The organism is Sinobacterium caligoides (assembly GCF_003752585.1).
In the GTDB taxonomy this organism is placed as follows: Bacteria; Pseudomonadota; Gammaproteobacteria; order Pseudomonadales; family Sinobacteriaceae; genus Sinobacterium; species Sinobacterium caligoides.
This window is the reverse complement of record NZ_RKHR01000004.1, coordinates 1,179,351-1,200,675: the sequence shown is the minus strand read 5'-3', so window position 1 is coordinate 1,200,675 and position 21,325 is coordinate 1,179,351. Positions and strand designations below refer to the sequence as shown.

At 52.3% G+C, this 21,325-nt stretch carries 18 protein-coding genes; 14 read left to right on the top strand and 4 right to left on the bottom strand.

Annotated elements, in window-relative coordinates; genetic code table 11:
• Positions 1-224: 224 nt before the first annotated feature.
• Positions 225-1,409: an efflux RND transporter periplasmic adaptor subunit gene (locus EDC56_RS11950; protein ID WP_123712729.1), complete on the top strand. Its 1,185-nt coding sequence runs from the start codon at positions 225-227 to the stop codon at positions 1,407-1,409.
• Between the two features lie 39 nt (positions 1,410-1,448).
• Positions 1,449-4,565 carry an efflux RND transporter permease subunit gene (locus EDC56_RS11945; protein WP_245980688.1) on the top strand — a complete coding sequence of 1,039 codons (3,117 nt, stop codon included), beginning with the start codon at positions 1,449-1,451 and terminating at the stop codon, positions 4,563-4,565.
• A 19-nt stretch (positions 4,566-4,584) separates the two neighbouring features.
• On the opposite strand, the gene EDC56_RS11940 is transcribed toward EDC56_RS11945, so the two are convergent.
• Both EDC56_RS11940 and EDC56_RS11935 read right to left on the bottom strand, forming a co-directional pair.
• Entirely contained in the window at positions 4,585-4,770 is a 186-nt protein-coding gene (locus EDC56_RS11940) for a hypothetical protein (RefSeq protein WP_123712728.1), read from the bottom strand.
• An 82-nt stretch (positions 4,771-4,852) separates the two neighbouring features.
• Positions 4,853-5,392, bottom strand: coding sequence for a cytochrome b (locus EDC56_RS11935; protein WP_123712727.1), 540 nt, complete (start codon positions 5,390-5,392; stop codon positions 4,853-4,855).
• A 294-nt stretch (positions 5,393-5,686) separates the two neighbouring features.
• Between EDC56_RS11935 and EDC56_RS11930 the strand changes: the two genes are divergently transcribed.
• Together EDC56_RS11930 and EDC56_RS11925 are read left to right on the top strand one after the other, a co-directional pair.
• On the top strand, positions 5,687-7,279 hold the full coding sequence (locus EDC56_RS11930) for a class I adenylate-forming enzyme family protein (protein WP_123712726.1): 1,593 nt from the start codon (positions 5,687-5,689) through the stop codon (positions 7,277-7,279).
• A gap of 153 nt (positions 7,280-7,432) precedes the next feature.
• On the top strand, positions 7,433-8,767 hold the full coding sequence (locus tag EDC56_RS11925) for a BamA/TamA family outer membrane protein (protein WP_123712725.1): 1,335 nt from the start codon (positions 7,433-7,435) through the stop codon (positions 8,765-8,767).
• 189 nt (positions 8,768-8,956) lie between these two features.
• Here the strand turns inward: EDC56_RS11925 and EDC56_RS11920 are convergent, their stop codons facing one another.
• On the bottom strand, positions 8,957-10,309 hold the full coding sequence (locus EDC56_RS11920; protein WP_211333662.1) for a sodium-dependent transporter: 1,353 nt from the start codon (positions 10,307-10,309) through the stop codon (positions 8,957-8,959).
• Between the two features lie 193 nt (positions 10,310-10,502).
• Between EDC56_RS11920 and typA the strand changes: the two genes are divergently transcribed.
• From typA to dtd, 4 genes are all read left to right on the top strand, one after another.
• Positions 10,503-12,317 carry a translational GTPase TypA gene (gene typA / locus EDC56_RS11915; RefSeq protein ID WP_123712724.1) on the top strand — a complete coding sequence of 605 codons (1,815 nt, stop codon included), beginning with the start codon at positions 10,503-10,505 and terminating at the stop codon, positions 12,315-12,317.
• A gap of 157 nt (positions 12,318-12,474) precedes the next feature.
• Positions 12,475-13,371: a Tim44 domain-containing protein gene (locus tag EDC56_RS11910; RefSeq protein WP_123712723.1), complete on the top strand. Its 897-nt coding sequence runs from the start codon at positions 12,475-12,477 to the stop codon at positions 13,369-13,371.
• Between the two features lie 474 nt (positions 13,372-13,845).
• Positions 13,846-14,814, top strand: a complete 969-nt coding sequence (gene pip, locus EDC56_RS11905; protein ID WP_123712722.1) for a prolyl aminopeptidase — start codon at positions 13,846-13,848, stop codon at positions 14,812-14,814.
• A 111-nt stretch (positions 14,815-14,925) separates the two neighbouring features.
• Positions 14,926-15,366 carry a D-aminoacyl-tRNA deacylase gene (gene dtd, locus EDC56_RS11900; protein ID WP_123712721.1) on the top strand — a complete coding sequence of 147 codons (441 nt, stop codon included), beginning with the start codon at positions 14,926-14,928 and terminating at the stop codon, positions 15,364-15,366.
• Between the two features lie 356 nt (positions 15,367-15,722).
• Here the strand turns inward: dtd and EDC56_RS11895 are convergent, their stop codons facing one another.
• The gene (locus tag EDC56_RS11895; RefSeq protein WP_123712720.1) at positions 15,723-16,526 is read right to left on the bottom strand and encodes a universal stress protein; all 804 of its coding nucleotides are present in this window, start codon (positions 16,524-16,526) and stop codon (positions 15,723-15,725) included.
• A gap of 259 nt (positions 16,527-16,785) precedes the next feature.
• Between EDC56_RS11895 and EDC56_RS11890 the strand changes: the two genes are divergently transcribed.
• The 6 genes from EDC56_RS11890 (at position 16,786) to rsd (ending at position 21,323) form a co-directional block, all read left to right on the top strand.
• A complete protein-coding gene (locus tag EDC56_RS11890) occupies positions 16,786-17,088 on the top strand; it encodes a PA3694 family proteiin (RefSeq protein WP_148059401.1) in 303 nt (100 codons plus the stop codon).
• Between the two features lie 120 nt (positions 17,089-17,208).
• On the top strand, positions 17,209-18,804 hold the full coding sequence (gshA, locus tag EDC56_RS11885) for a glutamate--cysteine ligase (RefSeq protein WP_245980687.1): 1,596 nt from the start codon (positions 17,209-17,211) through the stop codon (positions 18,802-18,804).
• 123 nt (positions 18,805-18,927) lie between these two features.
• Positions 18,928-19,437: a disulfide bond formation protein B gene (locus EDC56_RS11880; RefSeq protein ID WP_123712717.1), complete on the top strand. Its 510-nt coding sequence runs from the start codon at positions 18,928-18,930 to the stop codon at positions 19,435-19,437.
• 26 nt (positions 19,438-19,463) lie between these two features.
• Positions 19,464-19,820 (top strand): CidA/LrgA family protein, encoded by a 357-nt coding sequence (locus EDC56_RS11875; RefSeq protein ID WP_123712716.1) that lies wholly within the window; start codon positions 19,464-19,466, stop codon positions 19,818-19,820.
• Positions 19,813-20,523, top strand: coding sequence for an LrgB family protein (locus EDC56_RS11870; protein WP_123712715.1), 711 nt, complete (start codon positions 19,813-19,815; stop codon positions 20,521-20,523). The genes EDC56_RS11875 and EDC56_RS11870 overlap by 8 nt, the downstream gene beginning before the upstream one ends.
• Positions 20,524-20,825: 302 nt before the next feature.
• Entirely contained in the window at positions 20,826-21,323 is a 498-nt protein-coding gene (gene rsd / locus EDC56_RS11865) for a sigma D regulator (RefSeq protein ID WP_123712714.1), read from the top strand.
• The last annotated feature ends 2 nt before the right edge of the window (positions 21,324-21,325 follow it).

The window sequence follows — 21,325 nt, the reverse complement described above, 5'->3', positions numbered from 1 at the left end:
GCCCCGGTGAAGCGATTAACAGTAAGCTCCGTGGGGCCGGTTCCGCTTAAGGTTTGGCATTATGCAGTAATTGTCACGGCCGCGCGAGGGGTGCCCCTAGGGCGGGATCAACAAACCGTTGTCGGGGGCTGTTGAGAACACTATTCCATAGTAAGATAGTGGGATAAAGCACCCGCAGGAACTCGTCAGAGGTGGGTGGATAACGAAGTTTGGATGCTGCACAGATGAATAAAAAAATTGTATTGCCGTCGCTGACCCTATTGTTGGGTGCCGCCGCCGTCTACGGCTTGATGTTCGGCCGACCAACACCTACGCCACAGCAGGTGCTGGTGAGTCCGCCCCCTGTGGTACAGACTTTTGTTGCCACGCCACAGACAGTACAGCTGCAGGTGGAGAGCCAGGGCAGCATTCGTCCGCATCGCCAGATTGATCTGGTTGCTCAGGTTGGTGGCAAGGTTGTTGAGGTCGATGCCGACTTTCTCGATGGGGCGTTTTTCCCCGTCGGCCAGCAGCTGTTGATGATTGAACAGGCCGATTATCGTTTTGCACTGGTGAAGGCGCGCGCCAAGGTTTTTGAGGCGCAGGAGGCGCTGGCGACAACCAAGGGGATGGTGTTGCAGGCGAAGAGAGAGTGGCGGGACTTAGGCAATGCGGAGGCTAACGCACTGTTTCTTAAGGAGCCTCAGTTGCGCGCCGCCGAGGCGAGGCTCGAGGCAGCGAAGTCTGAGCAGCAGCAGGCCGAGTTGGCGTTAGCGCGGACGATCATCAGCACGCCCTTTGCCGGGAGAATTCAGCAGACTCTTGTCAATCTTGGGCAGTATGTCGCACCGGGCACGCCTGTGGCGAGGATATACGCCACCGATAGGGTGGAGGTGAAGCTGCCACTGACTGACCGGCAGGTGGCGCTGTTGGACCTGCCGTTACATTATCAGGGAGAGTCGATCGGGCAGCAGCCAGCACCGTTGGCGGTGACGCTGTCGGCACAGTTCGCGGCTCGGCAGTGGCAATGGAGGGCAGAGGTTCGTCGCACCGATGCCAGTATCGATGTGCAAAACCGCGTCGTCTATGCGGTAGCGGAGGTTGCCAACCCCTTCGCTCGTGATCTGGCCACACGCCGGCCGCCGTTGATGGTGGGGCAGTTTGTCCAAGCCTCGATCGAGGGGCGAGAGCTGGATAACGTGTTGCTGCTGCCGCGTCGAGCGCTGCAGCCGGGTAATAAGCTATGGCTAGTCGATGACGATAATCGTTTACAGGCGTTGACGGTCGAGTTATTGCAGGCGACCCGTCAACAGGTGGCGGTGCGTGCGACCGTTGAGGGGGCGGTGCGGGTGTTGGTGTCTGCACTGGATTTCTATGTCGAAGGTCTCGAGGTCTTACCGCAGCCGATGCAGGAGGCTGGCGATGAGTAAGACACAGTGTATCGAGGCTGTTCTTCCGAGTAGCTGCGTATGCTTGCGGAGGTGCCGCTGATGGCTCGCCTAACGGAATGGTTTATCCGTAATAGTATTGCCGCAAACTTAATGATGGTACTGATTGTCGTCGCCGGCTTGAGTACGTTACAAAGCCTGGATAAGGAGTTTTTTCCCAGTCGTAAGATCAACGATATCAATATCTCGATGGTCTACCCGGGAGCGAGCCCGAAGGAAGTCGAGCAACAGCTCGGCAAGCGCATTGAGGAGGCGATTCACGATCTTTCGGGAGTCGATAAAATTCGCACTGTCTGTCGAGAGGGGATGGCGACGATCACCGTTGAGGCGCTGCCCGGTTATGATGGTCAGGCGTTGCTGAGCGATGTGAAGTCGCGGGTCGATGCGATTGTTAGCTTCCCTGTGGAGGCAGAAAAGCCGCAGATCAACATCATTCAGTGGAAGACGCGAATGATCAGCCTGGCGCTGTCCGGTGATATTGGCGAGGCTAATTTGAAGGAGTTGGGGGTTCAGCTGCGCGACGAACTCTCAGAGCTCGCTAACGTCTCACTGGTTGAGCTGCGTAAGCCGCGAGACTACGAGATGTTGATCGAGGTTAGCGAGGCAGACCTGCGTCGTTACGGTTTGCGTTTCGAACAGATTGCCGAGGCCATTCGTGGCTCGTCGCTGAACCTCCCCGCCGGTAAGTTGAAAACAGTCGACGGCGATATTCAGCTGCAGACGCGAGGCCAAGGTTATAGTGCGGCCGACTTCGAGGCGGTGGTGGTGCGTAGCAGTAGCGACGGCACGGTGTTGCGTGTCGGTGATGTGGCTCAGGTACGGGCAGATTTTGCCGACAGCGATAGCCTGACGCGTTTCGATGGTAAGCCGTCGCTGTCGTTAGAGATCTACTCGACCAGCAGCCCGAATGTTTTGAAGACCAGCGCCAGCGTCTACGCCTTTGTCGAGGCAGCGCAAGACCGTCTACCCGAGGGTGCGGAGCTGGTGGTGTGGCGCGACATGTCGGTGGCGTTCAAGGGGCGGGTGCATACTCTGGTGACTAACGGCCTCGGTGGTCTGGCCCTCGTCTATATCGTGTTGTTGCTGTTCCTGCGCCCCCTGCTGGCCTTCTGGGTTGCGGCCGGTATTGGCGTGGCCTTTCTCGGTGCTTTTTGGTTGCTGCCGGCGACGGGTGCCAGCATTAACATGGTGTCGTTGTTTGCCTTCCTGATGATCTTAGGCATTGTGGTGGATGATGCGATTATCGTCGGTGAATCGATCTATGCGGCGCAGTCGAGGGGGCAGCCGGGAATGCTGGGCGCCATTGCCGGCACGCGGGCGGTGATTACTCCGGTGTGGTTTGCCGTCATCAGTACGATGATCTTCTTTTTGCCATTCTTCTTTTTGCCGGGCGATAGCCCAGAGCCGCGAGAGATACCCAAGGTCGTGTTGTTAGCGCTGGCTTTTTCCTTGCTCGAGAGCATGTTTATTTTGCCGGCGCACCTTGCCCATATGAAGCCGGAGAAGGCGGCTCGCAGCCGCTTTGGTCAGTGGTTGGGCCGTTTGCGTCAACGCTGTGCGAGGGGGATGGAGCATTTTGCCACCGCGCTCTACCGGCCCTTCTTGGCCTTGACTATGCGCTGGAAGGGGCTGACGTTGTCCTGCTTTCTTGTCGTTTTCATGATGACGGTGGCGGTGCTCAGTGGCGGCTGGTTAAAGACTAGTTTTTTCCCGCGGGTGCCGGTCGATTATATCATTGCCAGCGTCGAGCTGGCCGATGGCACGGCCTTCGCTAACAGCGAGAAGATCATGCGGCAGCTGGAGGAGGCGGCTTATCGCCTGAAGCAGGCTTACTCAAGCGAAGAGGGAGAGCTGGTGCGCCACATTGAGAGTGTCGCCTACGGTAGCAGCGTGAAAGTGGTGGTGGGCTTGGCCGCCGATGACGGCAGAAATATTGCCACGGAGGATCTAGTGGCGGAATGGAAGCGTTATATCGGCACTATTTCACGCGCTAAAGATTATAATATCCGCTTTACTTTTAAGGACCTAGGTAAGCCGATTGAGATGCAGATTGCGGCTCGGACGATGACCTCTTTGGCCGCGGTTAGCGAGGCTTTGCAGGCCGAGTTGGGCAAGTATGAGGGGGTCTACAATGTGCGTACAACGCTGGAAGACGCCAAGCCGGAGATCGTCTTGAGTCTGCGACCGCGGGCCGAGAGCTTGGGGCTCACCTTAAACGATATCGCGCGTCAGGTGCGGCGAGGCTTTTATGGCGAGGAGGTGCAGCGGATTCCATTGAGTCACGAGGACGCCAAGGTAATGCTGCGCTATCCGCGGGCCCTACAAGATAGTGAGGACTACCTGCGCGACATGCGTATTCGGACGCGTCAGGGAATCGAGGTGCCGTTCGAAGAGGTGGCGCAGATTGACTATCAACCGAGTTATAAGACCATTGAGCGCGTCGATCGCAAGCGCAGTGTGACGGTAACGGCGGAGCTACAACACGGTTTCGCCAGCGCGGGTGAGATCATCGCGGCGATCGAAGGCGATAAGCTTGCGGAGTGGAAGCGCCTCTATCCTGACGTTAGCTTCAGCTTGGAGGGTGAGCAGGCGGAGCAGGCGGAGTTTGTCGGTGCGACGATGAAATTGATGGCGCTGTCGATGCTGGTTATCTATGGCCTAATGTCGGTGGTCTTTAAATCGTATTGGCAGCCGGTGGTGGTGTTGAGTGCCGTGCCGTTTGGTTTCATGGGGGCGATTATTGGTCACCTGCTCATGGGCATAGATATCTCGATGTTTTCGCTGATGGGTATCATTGCCTGTGCTGGTGTCGTGGTCAACGATAACCTGGTGTTGATCGACCGGGTTAACGCTCTCCATCAGCAGGGCAAGCCGTTGGCTGAGTCGATTGCCGAGGGTGCGGTGGATCGTTTTAGGGCGATTGTGCTGACGTCGGTGACAACGTTTATTGGTCTGCTACCGATCATGACCGAGACTAGCTCACAGGCACAGTTTCTTATTCCGATGGTGGTTTCCCTGGCGTTCGGCGTGCTTTTTGCCAGTACGGTGACGCTGCTGTTCGTCCCCTGTCTGTTGCTGGCCGGTGAGCGTCTGGCGCTGTTGCTGCGAGGCTGGCGACAGCGCTGGCGGTTGGCCTGACAGGTGAGTCGTGCGGGAGCTATAGGGCTTTGTTCTTGCGCTTGCCGCAGCGTTCACAGCGGTAGCAGGTGACGAGCTTTCCCTGCTGGCTATCGAACTGGTTTTCTTTGACGACGAGCCACTTGTGGTGATTGTTACGACATAAGGTATTACCCTTGTGTCGTTCTTTGAGGCTGGGGCGCTTGAAGGGAATGACGTTACTCATGATGACGCTTTCCTCGTTTGGAATAGGGTCATAGCATAGCGGATCCAAGCGTGCGCTGCGCGCTCTGATCCGCGGGGCTTGATTAACCGTGGGTGATCTTGCTTAGTACATCATTCTTGAGGATGAACTGATGGCGTAACGCTGCCAAGATGTGTAGACCGATGGCGACGCTCAGCGCGATCCAGACCCACAGGTGAAGGCTGTGGGCAAAGCTGCCGATAGCCTTGCTTTCCGCTACGATAGTCGGCAGGTTGAACAGACCGAAGAAGCTGACCGGGCGACCGCCAGCCTGGCTCATGATGACGCCGCTGAGTGGCTGGGCGATGAATAGCAGATATAGCAACCATTGCATGGCGACGGCCTTACGGTGTTCGCTGGCGGTCAAGCTATCAAAGGTCGGTACGACGTTGATGAAGCGCCATACCAGGCGAGCCAGTGCGAGGATGAGTATGAGGGCACCAAAGCTCTTGTGTTCGTCGAAGGCGGCCCACTTTGCGTCACCGTCAGGCATGCCATCTAGCTGATAACCGCCGACGATCGTCATTAGGATGAGGATAAACATCGCCCAGTGGATCATTTTAGTGGTGAGGCCGAAGCTACTATGGGTATTTTTCAGTGCCATAAAACAGGTCCTTCGAAGACTGTTGAGAGATGATCAATTTGTGAGGGAGGGGATTCTACTGTACTGACTTGCGTCTGCAACCGGCTTTGTTGATGCTGGACAAGGAAAAGGGGGGTTTCTTCATATCGTAATGAGCAGGAATGTCAGCCCCTAGCGGCAGGTAATCACCTAGCCGCTGTTATGCCGCCTAAATATAATCAGTGTTAAGCTCCGCGCCGTCGACTGCCTCGACCTGTGCAAGCCCATGCCGCGATGAGCAAACAAATAATAGAAATTTTCAGATGGAGCAAAGGTATGACCGATCTCTCCCGAGCGGCCGAATTGTTCGAGTATGCAGGCCAAGACATTCCGTGGAAACTTAAGCACTGGGCGACGCACCGGCCTGATCATCCCTTTTTGGTCTGGGAGCCGCGTAGCGGTAACGATCAGACCTGGACCTACAAGCGTTTTGACGAGGAGGTGGCGAAGTTAGCGGGCGGCCTTTATGCCAAGGGTGTTAAGAAGGGCGACAAAGTGTTGTTGCACTGCGATAACTGTCCCGAAATGGTGCTGGCCTGGTATGCCTGCGCCAAGTTAGGGGCGATCGGTGTTACCACTAATACCCGCAGTGTCGGTGGCGAAATAGCCTACTTTGCGGATCACACTAAGGCGGTCGGTGCCATCACTCAGCCACAGTATGCGCAACAGGTGGCGGATAATGCCAAGCATATTGGCTGGCTAGTGGTGACGGAGGACAACTCTGGTGAGCCGGCCAGCGCCGAGCAGGTGAGTGATTTACCACTCTTCGACACCTTGTATGGTGATGCGAGTGTCGTCCCTGAGCGTCCTGCTGAACCGATGCTGCCCGCAGGCATCATGTTTACCTCCGGCACGACCAGTTTGCCGAAGGCGGTAGTGCACACCCATGCTAACGCGCTGTGGTCGGGTAAGATGGGGGCGTCTTCGATGGATCTTCGTCAGGATGACAAGTACCTCGCCTTCCTGCCGTTTTTTCATGTCAACGCGCAGAGCTGGGCCTTCTGGGGGGCGATGGGGGTCGGTGCGACGGCAATATTGCAGCCGAAGTTCTCGGCTAGCCGTTTTTGGCAGGTGATTGAAAAGCATCAAGTCACCCACTGCTCGATGATTCCCTTCGTGTTTAAGGCGATTGGCGCACAGGCGGTGCCTGAGCAGCATACGCTGCGAGTGATTCCGATGGGTATCATCTGGAAGGAAATCGGCGGCTGGCTGGGTTGTGAGCCTTTTGCGAGCTGGGGGATGACGGAGACGGTGACTCATGCGACTCGTTCCGACTTTGTTCATGATTGGCCGCAGCACTCTATTGGCAAGCCCACTCCGGGCTATCAGTTGGCCATCGTCAACGAGGAAACCGGAGCCATCTGCGAGCAGGGAGAGATCGGCGAGTTGTGGGTGAAGGCGACGCGCGGTGTGCAGATATTCCTCGAGTATTACGATAACGAGGAGGCCAATAATAAGGCATTCACCGATGACGGTTGGTTTAAGACTGGCGACAGGGTACGTCTCGGCGAGGAGGGGGACTTCTTCTTCTGTGATCGCGATAAGGACGCGTTAAAGGTTGGGGGGGAAAATGTTTCCGCACGTCAGGTCGAAGAGGTCTGCATGCAGGTGCCGGGCATCGGTGAGATCGCCATCGTTGCCCGTCGCGATGAGATGCTGGATATGGTGCCCGTAGGCTTTGTGATCAAGGGCTTCGGGGCGCCGGAAAGCGATGCAGAATTTTGTGAGCAGATCATTGCTCACTGTGCCGCGAATCTCGCCGACTTCAAAGTGCCCCGAGCGATCCACATAGTCGAAGATTTCCCGCGGGCGGCGCTGGAGAAAGTCGCTAAGAATAAGCTACGTGAGATGGCAGACGAGCTGGCTTAGCCAGATAGCCTGAGCGAAATGTCTGCTGCTGACTGAGGCCCCGCATATGCGGGGCTTTCTTTTTTAGGGGGGGCAGTACCAGCAGCGAGAGGATATCTTTATCGCGGCATCGGCATTACAATCGATTGTGTTAATAAACATAACGAGAGTGCTATGGGCTGTTTTGTCACTGATTTTTCAAGATCTCTTTTTATTGCTCCTCTGCTTGTGCTGTTCGTTAGTGCCAGCGTTGAGGCGTTGCCAGCCGCCAGCGTGAAAAGCTCGATCGATCGGCAGGAGACGCCCGACGATGCGGCTGAGAGCTTGCTGCTTCCCTATGCCTTCTCTACCGATACGATGGGCCTTAACCTTGGGCTTGGGGGTATGCGCAGTGGTTACTATCAGGAGCAGATGTCGATAGGTGCCACCGCTTTTGCTGGCGACGTTAGTCAGGCTGTTGCCTTAGGAGTGTGGAACTATCGGCTGCCAGGTACCAATCGACTGTATTTCAGTGCAATCGGCATGCAGGGGTATTACCCGGATCAGAGAGCCTATGCGAGCACCCGCAATAGTTATACTCCTGCCGGTATGCCGCGCCCAGGTGCTAATAGCTCCACTGACCAGCAGTATGTTCAGGCCGATGGAGCATCGAATTGGTGGGAGATGAAGCTGGAGTTGGCGTTGCCTATCGGTGCGACGCGAGAGCGCGGCCTGGTCAACTACCACACTCGAGAGGGTTTACTGGTCTCTGAGCCTAGTGGCGGGGAGCGTTGGGACCCGCTGAGTAGTGGTGCTAGCGTGCTGATGTTGCGCCAGTTTAATCGCTACCAGAGCTATGAGCAGGAGAGCGGCAAAATTGATGGGGCGGTGCACGGTGTTGAGTTAGGTTTACTTTATGACAACACTGATTTTCCGCTCAACCCTTCAAAGGGGAGTCGGCAATACATTGCCATCAGCCGCGACTACGGTTGGCTGGAGTCTGATCACTCCTGGAGCTTTGTTGAACTTGAAGCCAGTAAATATTTCTCTCTAGGCAGCTCGCGCTATGCACATCAGCGCATTGTCGCGCTGAACTTTTGGACGGGTTACTCGCCTTCGTGGCAGCTGGACTACGATGCCTCTGGGGCCAGTCGAGTGGCCGGCGGTGCGCCTTTTAATGAGGGGGCTAACCTGGGGGGCTTCTACCGCATGCGGGGTTATGATCAGCACCGCTTTCACGACAAGGCGGCGATCTACGGTACCGCCGAGTATCGCTATACGCTGCGCTATAACCCTGCGACCGATGTGCGGTGGTTGCAGTTTGCTAAGATAGATTGGTTTCAGCTCGTGGCCTTTGTTGAGGCGGGGCGAGTGGGGGCGGAGTATCGTGCTGATGAGTTGCTACAAGAGGTTAAAACCGACTTTGGCTTTTCTTTACGGGCGATGATGGCCGGTATTGTGGTGCGTACTGATGTTGCGCACTCGGAAGAGGGGACGAACCTCTGGGTGATGGTCAATCATCCCTTTTAGGGCGGCCTCTATTTAGCGTAGTGCCTTTCTTGTCACTGATAACCTAGTCTGTGGGGCTTGAGATAGTAGGGCAAGCTTGACTGGATAGAGGCTGATAGAGGTAGCGCAGAAATAGCTGAAGGCTGTTGTCGTCAGACCGTGGTAAAACCCGGTAAGCGAACGCGCTCACCGGGCTACTTGGAGGTAGCTTTAGAAGATACCGAGGCCGTAGATAAAGACGACGACGACGAGCGCTGGGGCGACAAAGCGGGTCAGTACGCGCCAAGCGATATAGCCGAGACCGTTCAGGCCAAGCTCTTTGGTCGTGGTGTTGTACGACATCACCCAGCCCGCAAAGATTGCTACCATGAGGCCGACTAGCGGTAATAACAACTTGCCGGTGAGGTAGTCGAGCAGGTCAAAGATGCCCATGCCAAATAGTTTGAAGTCGCCGAGGACATTAAACGATAGTAGCGCGAGGATACCGATAGCCCAGGCGGTGCCAGCGACCAGCCAAGTGGATTTGCCCAAGCTGATGCCCTTACTTTCCATGCGCTCGACAGGTGGGACGAGAAGTGAGACGGCGGAAGACCAAGCGGCAAACAGCAGTAGGAAGAAGAAGGCGATGGAGACAATGAAGCCGCCGTTCATCTCAGAGAAGGCGATAGGTAGGCTCTGGAAAATGAGGCCAGGGCCGGCAGAGACGTCTTGGCCATTATCGAAGACGATGGCAAAAATCGCCAGGCCTGCAAGCAGTGCAATGATGGTGTCGAGTGCGCTAATGCTAATCGCAGCACGCGCTATGGAGATGTTCTTCGGTAGATGTGAGCCGTAGGCGATCATTACCGACATACCGAGACTCAGGGTGAAGAAGCTGTGGCCGAGTGCGGTAAGGAAGGCTTCACCGGTGATCTTGCTGAAGTCGACGCTAAAGAGGAAGTCCATGCTCTGGTTGAAGCCGGTGGTGCCGAAGGCGCCATAGAGCACTAAGCCGACGATAAGAATCATCATTGCAGGCATGAGCACGACGACAGCTCGTTCGATGCCCTTATTAAGCCCGCGCATAACCACGACGGCAATAGAAACCATAAATACGCTGTGCCAAGCCAGCATCTCGAGTGGATTGGCTAGCATCTCACCGAAGATGTTCTCGATAGAGGCGGGGGGTAAGCCGGCAAAGGTATTACTTATTGCCATGGATAGGTAGTTGAGAGTCCAGCCACCGATGACGGAATAAAAGGTGAGAATGAGGTAGGCGGTTAATGAGCCGGCGCCGCCGACGATGCGCCAGGCTTTGCTGGATTTTTCCTTGTCGGCAATATCGCCGAAGCACTCACCAGGGCTTTTTTGTCCGCGACGGCCGATCATGATTTCGGCCATGAGTATGGGGATTCCTACCAGGGCGATGCAGACGAGGTACATCAACACGAAGGCGCCGCCACCGTTTTCACCGGTGATATAGGGGAATTTCCAGATGTTACCAAGGCCGACGGCAGAGCCGGTGGCAGCCATGATGAAGGCAAATCGGCCAGACCACTGGCTGCGTTGTTCGCTGTTGCTCACGATAGATCCTCGAGTATGAATGGTATTTTATTAGTTAGTTAGGGGCCAACATGTCAGACAATAAAACATGAACTCTCTACTTAGGCAAATAGGTGTAACTACTTGTGTTGATTTCAGCCAAAAATGTGTATAATTTCTCACTTTTTTTCGCAGCCTAACTTCTCGTCGGCCGCCTAGCTAGGAATACAGTGTAGTGACAGATAAACTTAGAAATATCGCCATCATAGCCCACGTTGACCATGGTAAGACTACGCTTGTAGACAAGCTACTCGAGCAATCTGGTACGCTAGAGCGTAACCAGGGCGGCGAGCGCGTCATGGATAGTAACGACCAAGAGAAAGAGCGTGGCATTACCATCTTAGCAAAGAATACTGCTATCAACTGGAATGGCTATCGCATCAATATTGTCGACACACCGGGCCACGCCGACTTCGGTGGTGAGGTTGAGCGCGTCATGTCGATGGTTGATTCTGTTCTATTGTTGGTTGACGCCGTTGATGGACCGATGCCACAGACCCGCTTTGTGACGCAGAAAGCGTTCGAGCAGGGCTTGAACCCAATTGTTGTTGTCAACAAGGTTGACCGTCCAGGTGCTCGTCCAGATTACGCCATGGATCAAGTGTTCGAGCTGTTCGACAAACTTGGTGCGACAGATGAGCAGTTAGACTTCCCTGTTATCTACGCTTCGGCACTGAACGGTGTTGCTGGCCTGGAAGCTGACGACCTGGCTGATGATATGACGCCGCTGATGCAGATGATTGTCGATAACGTGCCGGCGCCTAAGGTTGATATTGAAGGCCCGCTACAGATGCAGATATCTGCCCTAGATTACTCCAGTTATGTTGGTGTTATCGGTGTTGGTCGTATTACCAGCGGTCGTGTTAAGCCTAATCAACAGGTCGTAATTGAGAACGCCAACGAACCCGGAAAGCAGCGCAAGGGTAAGGTGCTCGGCGTGATGGGTTATCAAGGGCTGGATCGAGTTGAGGTACAGGAAGCTAGTGCTGGTGATATCGTTTGTATCACCGGTCTTGGTGAACTGAAAATCTCCGATACTATCTGTGACCCAGAGCATGTTGTTGCTATGCCGGCGCTGAGTGTTGATGAGCCGACGGTAACCATGACTTTCCAGGTAAACGATTCGCCCTTTGCTGGTAAAGAAGGTAAGTTTGTTACTACGCGAAACATCAAAGACCGCTTGGATCAAGAGCTTATCCACAATGTTGCGCTGCGCGTACAAGAGGGTGATACTCCGGATAAGTTTATTGTCTCGGGTCGTGGCGAGCTTCATCTATCGGTACTAATCGAGTCTATGCGTCGTGAAGGCTTCGAGATGGGTGTCTCTCGTCCAGAAGTGATTCAGAAGACTATCGACGGCGTTCTTAGCGAGCCCTTTGAGCACGTTACCATCGACGTTGAGGAGCCGCATCAGGGTTCTATCATGGAGGAAATGGGTAACCGTAAAGGTGAGTTGACCAACATGGAGCCAGACGGCAAGGGTCGTATTCGTCTTGAGTACATTATCCCTGCGCGTGGATTGATCGGCTTCCGCACCTTGTTTATGACGCTGACCTCTGGTTCGGGCATCATGAATAGCATCTTCGATCACTACGGTCCTGTTAAGGGTGGTGAGGCTGGTGAGCGTCAGAACGGTGTTCTTGTCTCAATGGCGAAAGGTAAGACTTTGGCCTATGGTTTGTACTTCCTTCAGGATCGTGGGCGCCTACTGGTGACGGCCAATACTGAAGTATATGAAGGTCAGATCGTTGGTATTCACACGCGCTCTAACGACCTTGCGGTAAACCCTACTAAGGCGAAGCAGCTGACTAACGTACGTGCCTCTGGTACTGACGAGGCGCTTACCCTGGTGCCTTATATCAAGCAGACATTGGAGCAGGCGCTAGAATTCATCGAAGATGATGAGTTGGTTGAGGTGACGCCTGAGTCGATTCGTATTCGTAAGAAGTTCCTTACTGAGAACGAGCGTCGTCGCAACAAGAAGAAGTAACTTTCTGGCGATCGATAATACCGCTAGATAAAAAGGCGCCTTAGGGCGCCTTTTTTGTTGCTGGCGATTTATCGCGCTAAGCCGGGTAACTTATATTGACTTGCCGCAAAGGTGCTCTAAGATGACCCGATATTCACAGAGATCAGGTAGGGATTTGATGCGTTATTTAGCGATTTTTATGGCGATGTTCCTCGTGTTAGCCATGCAGGCACCGGAGGCGTTTGCAAAGAAAAGGTTTGGTGGCGGCTCGTTTGGTAAGCAATACAAGACGGCGCCAAAGCAGCCCAGTAGTGCGCAGAGTCAGCAGCGCAAACAGCAGGATGCATCGAAACAGCAGCGCTCTAGTAAGCGTGGCATGATGGGTGGGTTGTTGGGTGGCTTGTTGGCCGGAGGGTTGTTAGCCTCTTTGTTTGCTGGCGGTGCTTTTGAGGGGCTACAGATGGGCGATATATTAATTATTGCCGCCATTGCCTTTGCTATTGTTTGGTTTCTGCGTCGTCGTCGTCGTCAGCCACAGGCTCAAGCGGGGCCGTTTTCGGCGTTTGAGCGAGAGCCTGCTGCAGCGGCCTCTGCTAGTGGTCAGCAGCGTCAGGCACAGCAGCCTTTTGGGCAGCAGAGTGGCACCTCTAACCATGGTTTCTCGTCGACGGCGGAGCAGGCGGCGGAAGAGATCCCCTTTAATGTCCCGCAGGGGTTTGACGTAGAGGCTTTTCTCGAGGGTGCACGCGGCCACTACAATGTACTTCAGAAAGCGTGGAATGAAAATAACCTCAAGATGGTGCAGGAGTATGTCAGTGCGGAGCTTTACCAGAGTTTGGTCAGTGAACGTAAGAGCTTGGGAGATGATCCGCAGACTCAGGTGTTGTACGTGAATGCAGAGCTGGTGCGTGCGGACCAAGTGTTTGGTGAGGCCTGTCTGAGCGTGAAATATACGGGGCGTTGCCGTGAGTTGAGTGACGGCTCGGAGGAGGCGATCAACGATGTCTGGCATTTGGAGCGTAAGCTAAGTGACCCGAGCGCGCCATGGATAATCGTTGGTATCAGTAATGAGTAAGTTTTTTTTGGGGTAAAATTTCTAATAAAAAAGGGGGCTTAGCCTCCTTTTTTGTTTTAACTGTCTTACGTGTAGGTATATTTACCAATTAAGGAAATAATAACATTTTGTAATAATTCGTCTGAACAAAAATTAAAACGGGCCGGACAAGTGATTATTATGAATAAGCTTTTTAAAAGATCGCAGTTTTCGAATTTATCACGACGTTGCTCACGTCTCGTTGGCGGCTCTGTTGAGTATCTGGTTTATTTGTCGGTGCTTGCGTTACTTCTATTACTGCAATTCGATGGTTCAATATCAACACAGGAATGGTTGAGTCTTCTATTATAGTTTTTTGTTGTAAATAGTAGTATTTTCAAAAAGATATAAAATATCCATTGGTTTTCTTGGCTCATCATCTATTATAATCGGAAGTGAACTTGGTGCGTCCTATCGGCCACTCACTTTTTATAACCTCTGATCAATGGCCAGCCTATGTTAGTTCACTACCCTGATATTAAGCCCTACGCCCGCCACCGTGTCATGGTCGACGCCCCCCATGAGCTCTACGTAGAAGAATGTGGTAACCCCGATGGACTACCTGTGCTCGTTGTGCACGGCGGCCCTGGTGTGACGGGTGTGGCTAAGAACCGTACGCTGTTTGATCCGGATAAATATCGCATTATCTTATTCGACCAGCGCGGTTGTGGTCGTAGCACCCCCTATGCCGAGCTTGAAGGCAATACAACCCAGGCTTTGATCGAAGATATGGAGGCGATTCGATGCTTTTTTGCCATTGAGCGATGGGTGGTCTGCGGCGGGGCTTGGGGGGCTACGTTAGCCTTGCTATATGCTCAGAAATTTACCTCTCGTGTTATGGCGTTGCTATTACGGGGGGTGTTTCTTTGTCGTCGGAGAGACATTGCATGGCTCTATCAGGAAGGAGGGGCAAGTCGTATTTTCCCTGATTACTGGGAGGACTATCTGCAACCTCTTAGCGCCTCGCAGCAACAGAACTGTGTACAGTCGTACCATCAGCTAATGAATAGTGAAAATGATTTGGTGAGGATGTCTGCCGCCAAGTCGTGGGCGTTGTGGTTGGCTCGTTGCGCTACCTTGAGGCCAAGTCTTAAGGTGGTAGAGCAATATGTTGAGCCACATAGAGCGATGGCGTTAGCGTTAATTCAGACCCACTACTTCCTCAATAATGGTTTTCTGGCCGACAATGAAATTATTGAGGCGGCGAAGAAATTACACGGCGTGCCGGGCATCATTATTCATGGCCGCTACGATATGGTTTCACCGCTTGAATCTGCGGTGGAGCTGCATCGTGCTTGGCCTGAGTCGCAGCTGAATATAATTCGTGATGCTGGTCATGCGGGAGGGGAGGCGAGCATTATTGATGCGATGATTCGTGCCAGTAGGGATCTTTCGCAGCGCTTTCTCGATGAAGAAGATTATTGAGGCTATCTTGCTTTAGCGGTCGATTACTTTTCTGCAGATTAGTTGTGTAGTATGCCCAGGTAGGCGAGAACCCGTTGTTTTCGCTTCCTTGATGATAGCAGGAGGTAAAGTATGCGAGCGCTGGTACAGCGTGTGAGCCATGCGCGTGTTGAAGTGGCTGGTGATGTTATTGGTGAGATCGGCTCGGGTATGTTGGTATTGCTGGGTGTCGAGCGTGAAGATGATCAAGCAAAAGCGGACAAGCTGCTGAAGAAGTTGTTGGCTTATCGTATGTTTGCCGATGCAGAAGGCAAAATGAATCTGAGTGTGACTGATATAGCCGGAGGTGTGTTGTTGGTTTCGCAGTTTACCCTCGCCGCGGATACGCGCAAGGGCTTGCGGCCGGGGTTCTCTACAGCGGCGACACCAGAATTGGCGAAGCAGCTTTATGATTATGTGGTGGCGCAGTGTGGCTGCTTACATACGGCTGGCGTGGCGACGGGCGAGTTTGGTGCTGATATGCAGGTGTCGTTATTAAACGATGGTCCGGTTACTTTTTTGCTGGAAGTATAGGCCGGGTTACCAAGTACTTTTTTGACTTGTTAAATTTTTTGTAAAAAAAAGCCAGCTGTTAAGCTGGCCGAAGGTCGTAATAATACTCGAGAGTAAACTCAACCAAGTATTAACCCTCTATTAAATAGATTGTGCTTTATCAAAAGACAACAAGTCACAATCATGCTTCGACGCATCCTTGTCGAGAAGCTGCGCATTCTAACGATATTGCATGAGCTGTCTATTGTTGTGAGTCAAAAAAAAACCACCCAGGCGGGTGGGGCAGTGAAAGTATTAAATGCAGCTGTGTAAATTATGAGCGGGTACGGAAAAGCACCTATCTAAGGGCAGGTGCTTTTGAGGGGTAGGGGAGGTCTTTAGTTGAGCGTGAGGATGTCGCCTTGTAGACGGGAAATAACCTTCTCAGAGGTGTTGCCGCGCCAGCTATTGCTACGCTTGAGTGTGCCGACTATGGTGACGTCTGCTTGTAGCTCTTTCGACATTGTTGCGATGACGTCTTCGGGAGTGCCATTGACGACGTGAATGTGGTTGCTGTTAACACCGGTTTCACGCGCCAGCGCCGAGCGGTCTGGGTAGCTTAGTGAGTCTTTGTACGCGTTGACGATATGCAGTTCTGCGTCATACTTTTCTGCCATCCAGCGCCCTCGATAGATGATGTCATCGTTGAGGGATCGGTATTTTTCTTTTCTGCCCTGAAAGTTGACAGCTGCAAGAATGGTCTTGCGACGCATTTCTGCCCCAGGCTGTACCATGAGTACTGGCAGGGCTGAGGTGCGTAGCAGTTTCCAGATCGATTCGTTAACCCAAAGGCTGTCGCTTGGACGATGCATTAAAGGCAGAAGGATAAGGTTGCTGTTGCTGCTTTCTGAGGCCTTGATAATTGAGCCGTACCAATCACCGCTCCAACAGAACTCGACATCAAACTCGATACCAGCTTCCTCAACAGGCTTGGCTAGTTGGTAGAACCAGTCTGTGGTGCGAAAGAGGTTGTTGTTTTTTATAGTGGTGTCGGTATGTTCTGCGTCGACGGCAACAAGTATGTGAAGGGCTGCGCGGGGCTCGCGAAAGCTTGCTGTAATAATGGCTCGTTCGAGGGCGAAGTGCCGCTCCTGGCTGGGATCGACAACGACGAAGATCTTGTTCTCTTTTTCAGGGTTCATCCTAGGAGTCCTCAGTGACTTGGCCTTATAGGCTAATTATTAATATTTTCAGTTATGTTACCACAGCGTTTGATACTTGCTAGTGCCGACTGCGGCTCGTGATGGTAGTTACGCATCGTTATAGTTTTGGTTGCGTCAAAGAGCTTGGTATAACGCAATGATTGTGTGCATTAATCTATCGGCGGGAGGGGATTTAGGGTGCTTATTTTTGGTTCGGCTCGTACAATGCAGGGCACTTATTCGTTAAGGAGATATGCCGATGAAGTCGGACCCTAAATATTATGTGCTCACCGCTATATTGACTGTGTTAGTGACAGTATTTGTCCTAGATTTTTATGGTTATATTCGTCATTCGGACAGTAGGGATGGTGCTGTAGTTGCTGAGTACAGTTCATTGATATTGGAGCCGGGCGAGGAGTTTCGTATGTCGCCGAAGAAATCTCAGCATCGCGCGCTGTGCATCAAAGATTTTATTGTTGTTGATACTACGACGCCGGACGGTAAGCAGATACGTAGCTTGTTAATGGACAGTAAGAAGCGTGGTCTACCTTGTAGCAATTAATATCACGTGTCTTTATCTGACTTATAATTAAAACAACATTCGTAATGTAGCTTGTTTCGCATAGTTTAACTATCGATAACATAGTAGGAAGTTCGCCTTCGGCGGGCAGGAGTGATGAGTTTGTCTAGTCAATATCAACAGCGCCTGGCGACGTTAGCGCAACCTAAGATCCAGCAAACACTAGCGGATATAGGTCGTGGCATTGAGAAAGAGTGTCTGCGGGTAACGCCTCAGGGGCGGCTATCTGAGCGTCCACACCCGCTGGAGTTAGGGGCGGCTCTGACGCACGAGGCGATCACTACTGATTATAGTGAAGCTTTACTCGAATTTATCACTCCCGTCTATCACGATGTGGATAGCGCTCTGGCAGACCTCGAAAGGTTGCACCAATATACCTATCAAGTGCTCCAAGAGGAGGGTGAGTTGTTGTGGGTGGCGAGTATGCCCTGCGTGTTGAAAGGTGATGATAGTATCCCTATAGGTCAATACGGCTCGAGTAATAACGGTAAGATGAAGACTGTCTATCGGCAGGGGTTGGCACACCGTTACGGTAAGGCGATGCAAACTATTGCAGGCATCCACTATAATTTTTCGTTACCCGATAGTTTTTGGTTGGCGCTGCAGGAGGCCGAAGGTGATAAGAGGACGCTGCAAGCGTTTAAGGATGCGAACTACCTGCGCATTATTAGGAATTTCCATCGCTATAGTTGGCTGTTAGTTTATCTGTTTGGTGCCTCACCTGCGCTTTGCAAGAGCTTTGTTGGAGGGGTGGCAGGTAGCTTGGAGGAGTTTAATCAAGGGACCTTCTATGCGCCCTTCGGTACTTCGCTGCGTATGGGCGACCTTGGTTATCAAAGCAGTGCGCAGGAAGATTTGACTGTTAGTTATAACACCTTAGAAGATTATATTCGGCCGCTGCACCAGGCCTTAACGACACCGCATCTTGAGTATCAGGCGATTGGTGTCGTCGGTGATGATGGTGAGTACCGTCAGTTGTCGACACACTTATTGCAGATAGAGAACGAGTTTTATTCGAGTATTCGCCCCAAGCGTGTGACAAAGCCTGGTGAGACCCCTATTAACGCACTCTATGAGCGAGGTATCGAATACATTGAGGTGCGTTGTCTTGATCTAGATCCTTATTCGCCATTGGGGATGGATTCTGCCCAATTAAAGTTCATCGATCAGTTTTTGTTAGCCTGTCTGCTGGGAAGTGATGCAGAGATGTCGGAACGTGAGTTTCATACCTCGGCAGCCAACCTAAAGTTGGTCGTTAACGAGGGGCGACGACCAGGGTTGCAGCTAAATTTTTGTGGTGAGTGTAAGGTGCTTACAGACTGGGGGCTGGAGATGCTTGATAAGATGGCCGGCATTGCCGAACAGTTTGATCAAGTGTTCGACGGTGATGATTACCGCCAGGCTCTACAGCAGCAGAGAGAGAAGCTGGAGGACCCGGAGAAGACGCCATCGGCGAGAATCTTGGCCGATATGACTAAGGCTGGAGTTGGTTACTTTCACTTTGCGATGGATCAGTCAAAACGTCAGCAACAACTCTACCTCCAGCAGCCTATGGCGGCTAAGGATGCCGATCTTTGTGCCCGGCAGGCGACGCAGTCGATCGAGCGTTTGCAGACAGTGGAGAGCGAGCAAGAGTTGCCGTTTAAAGACTTTCTGAGCGATTATTACCGTCAATATGATAGCTTGGCGGACATTTAACTGACTGACAGCAACTCTACCTAGGGAACGTCGCGGTAGAGTGTGTTGTCTTTCTCATACAGTAAACTTTTTGGGCTTAATAGAGCTCCCATAAACGGCAGAGGCCAAATAGAGGAATTTTCAATGCAGCTCCCTTCGATTCGTCAGACCAACTTAGTGATCTTTTTAGGTTGCTGTGGCCTCATGGCTGTGGGCTATTTTATGCAGTACATGTTGGGGTTAGAGCCCTGTCCGTTATGTATGACACAACGTGTGTTTATTATCTTAACGGGGGTCTGGGCACTGTTAGCTTACCTGCACAGCCCGGCGCTTATTGGTACACGTGTTTACGCTTTCTTGGTGGCGCTCAGCGCTTTAATTGGCGGTGGCTTTAGTATGCGACAGCTTCACCTGCAAAGCCTTCCTGCTGAGCTGGCTCCGACTTGTGGTCCCAGCATTGACTATATGTTCGAGACGTTTCCCTTCACGAAAGCTTTGGAGGTTATGCTGAAGGGGGATGGTAACTGTGCTGAGGTGGTTTGGACGTTTATGGGGATTAGCATTCCTGGTTGGACGTTGGTGGCCTTTGCCGGTTTGTTTATGTTGGGGCTATGGCAGCTACTGCGTGGCTACAAGCCCGTCACGGTATTATAGTGTGGTGATTGAGTGAGTAGGCGTTGATGTTAAAAGGTTTGTTGGTTGTTTTTGGTTGTTTGCTAATAGGCGAGGTCGTAAAAGAGGCGCTGTCATTGCCGGTACCTGCGCCTGTATTCGGCATGATAATTTTCTTTGCTGGATTGCTGTTGTTTAAAGGTGCGGATAATGATGTGTCGGTGGTCTGTCAGGGATTGATTAGTCACTTGACGCTGATGTTTCTTCCGTCCTCAGTGGGTATCTTTTTCTTGGCGTCCCGCTTCGATGATCAGTGGCCGGCCATCATCGGTGCCTGTGTGCTTGGTACTTTGTTGACGCAAGTGGTTTTGGCGGTGCTGCTTAAAGCTCTGTTGAAGCCTCGTAGCGAGGTGGCCGATGTCTAGTGATGGTTATTCGTTATTGCATTCACCGCTGTTTGCCTTGGTGTTGACGCTGGCGGCTTTTCAGTTGAGTCAAAGTCTCTATAACCGAGCAGGAAAACTACTGTTCTTGCACCCGATGCTGGTCTCTGTGGCATTAGTGGCTTTGGTTATTTCGCTGCTTGATATCCCCTACCGTCAGTACTTTACTGCTAATACCTTGCTGTATTATATGTTGGGGCCTGCCACTGTTGCCTTGGCTCTGCCGTTATATTTGCAGTTTCGGCATATTCGTAGTCTGTGGTGGCGTCTGGCAATCGTGATTGTGCTCGGGGCAAGTGTTGCGGCAGGTTTTGCAGTGGCTATTGCCTGGTTCCTAGGGGGCTCGCTTGAGACGTTGATATCGTTGGCCCCCAAATCAGTTACGACACCTATTGCGATGGGCTTGGCTGATGAGTTGGGAGGGGTTGTACAGTTGGCGGCCGGAGCGGTAATCGTAACGGGTATAGCGGGCATTGTGACGGCACCTCTTGTCTTTCGACTGTTTGGTATCGACGATGATCGTATTAAGGGCGTGATCTATGGCCTCAGTGCGCACGGCGTTGGTACTGCCAGGGCCTTTGAGTTGTCGCAGACAGCGGGTGCCTTCAGTAGTTTGGCGTTAGGTCTAACGGGCTTGTTTACTGCGTTGGTATTGCCGTTGGTCGCGGTATGGTTTTTAGCTTAACGGTGTTGGTTTTGTCGTTGTCTAGTTATTTTTCGTACCTCATCCATTCTGATAGTTGTTAGCAGCGGAAAGTTAATAACAAAAAGCTATTGGAGATCGTAAACGTCTTCTAATAATAATAACTATTAACTCGTTGCGGGTAGATATAGTTAGTAGCCCTCTCATGGAGGAGGCTCTTCTGATAGTGCGCTCTCGTTGTTCTTACCGTACGTGTGAGAGTAGTAGGGAGGTACAGATGGAGAGGGGTGGCATATAAAACGCTCATCAAAGAGTGAGCATTAGCTAATATAGGGAGGGGCGTTATGTTGGAAAAATGTAAGAGCAGGCAAGAGCGCTGGGGAGGGGTGGAAGTTGTTGTGGCGGACTGGTTGCTAGAGAGGAGCCAGTTACTTGTCAAATACTGCAACCTTAGTGCAACTTTAAGCGAGGGGCTTGGCTCTGCTTCGGGAGGCAAAAAACTTAAACCAGCGGCAAAAGAGCTCGAGCAGTTCTGTCAGATATTGATGGATTATATTTGTGCCGGGCATTTTGAAGTGTTTGACCTGTTGCTCGGTGAAGCGGAGGAGTTTGCCGATGGTGGCGTAGAGTTTGCGGCCAATATTTATCCGCAACTTGAGGGTACCACGGTGAAGGCCTTATCGTTTAACGATCAGTATGATGGATGCGCAGGCGGGAGCTTGCGTTCGCAGGGGCTGCAGGATGACCTGTCTGCCTTGGGTGAAATAATGTCTACTCGCTTTGACCTAGAGGATAATTTGTTGGAGCAGTTACATTACAGGCATCAATCACAAGTGGCCTAATA

Coding starts and splice junctions, on each gene's coding strand:
- dtd (WP_123712721.1), top strand. CDS start 14,926: ATGCGAGCGCTGGTACAGCGTGTGAGCCATGCGCGTGTTGAAGTGGCT.
- pip (WP_123712722.1), top strand. CDS start 13,846: ATGTTAGTTCACTACCCTGATATTAAGCCCTACGCCCGCCACCGTGTC.
- EDC56_RS11930 (WP_123712726.1), top strand. CDS start 5,687: ATGACCGATCTCTCCCGAGCGGCCGAATTGTTCGAGTATGCAGGCCAA.
- EDC56_RS11875 (WP_123712716.1), top strand. CDS start 19,464: ATGTTAAAAGGTTTGTTGGTTGTTTTTGGTTGTTTGCTAATAGGCGAG.
- EDC56_RS11940 (WP_123712728.1), bottom strand. CDS start 4,770: ATGAGTAACGTCATTCCCTTCAAGCGCCCCAGCCTCAAAGAACGACAC.
- rsd (WP_123712714.1), top strand. CDS start 20,826: ATGTTGGAAAAATGTAAGAGCAGGCAAGAGCGCTGGGGAGGGGTGGAA.
- EDC56_RS11925 (WP_123712725.1), top strand. CDS start 7,433: ATGGGCTGTTTTGTCACTGATTTTTCAAGATCTCTTTTTATTGCTCCT.
- EDC56_RS11870 (WP_123712715.1), top strand. CDS start 19,813: ATGTCTAGTGATGGTTATTCGTTATTGCATTCACCGCTGTTTGCCTTG.
- EDC56_RS11945 (WP_245980688.1), top strand. CDS start 1,449: ATGCTTGCGGAGGTGCCGCTGATGGCTCGCCTAACGGAATGGTTTATC.
- EDC56_RS11950 (WP_123712729.1), top strand. CDS start 225: ATGAATAAAAAAATTGTATTGCCGTCGCTGACCCTATTGTTGGGTGCC.
- EDC56_RS11895 (WP_123712720.1), bottom strand. CDS start 16,526: ATGAACCCTGAAAAAGAGAACAAGATCTTCGTCGTTGTCGATCCCAGC.
- EDC56_RS11935 (WP_123712727.1), bottom strand. CDS start 5,392: ATGGCACTGAAAAATACCCATAGTAGCTTCGGCCTCACCACTAAAATG.
- EDC56_RS11890 (WP_148059401.1), top strand. CDS start 16,786: ATGAAGTCGGACCCTAAATATTATGTGCTCACCGCTATATTGACTGTG.
- EDC56_RS11910 (WP_123712723.1), top strand. CDS start 12,475: ATGCGTTATTTAGCGATTTTTATGGCGATGTTCCTCGTGTTAGCCATG.
- EDC56_RS11880 (WP_123712717.1), top strand. CDS start 18,928: ATGCAGCTCCCTTCGATTCGTCAGACCAACTTAGTGATCTTTTTAGGT.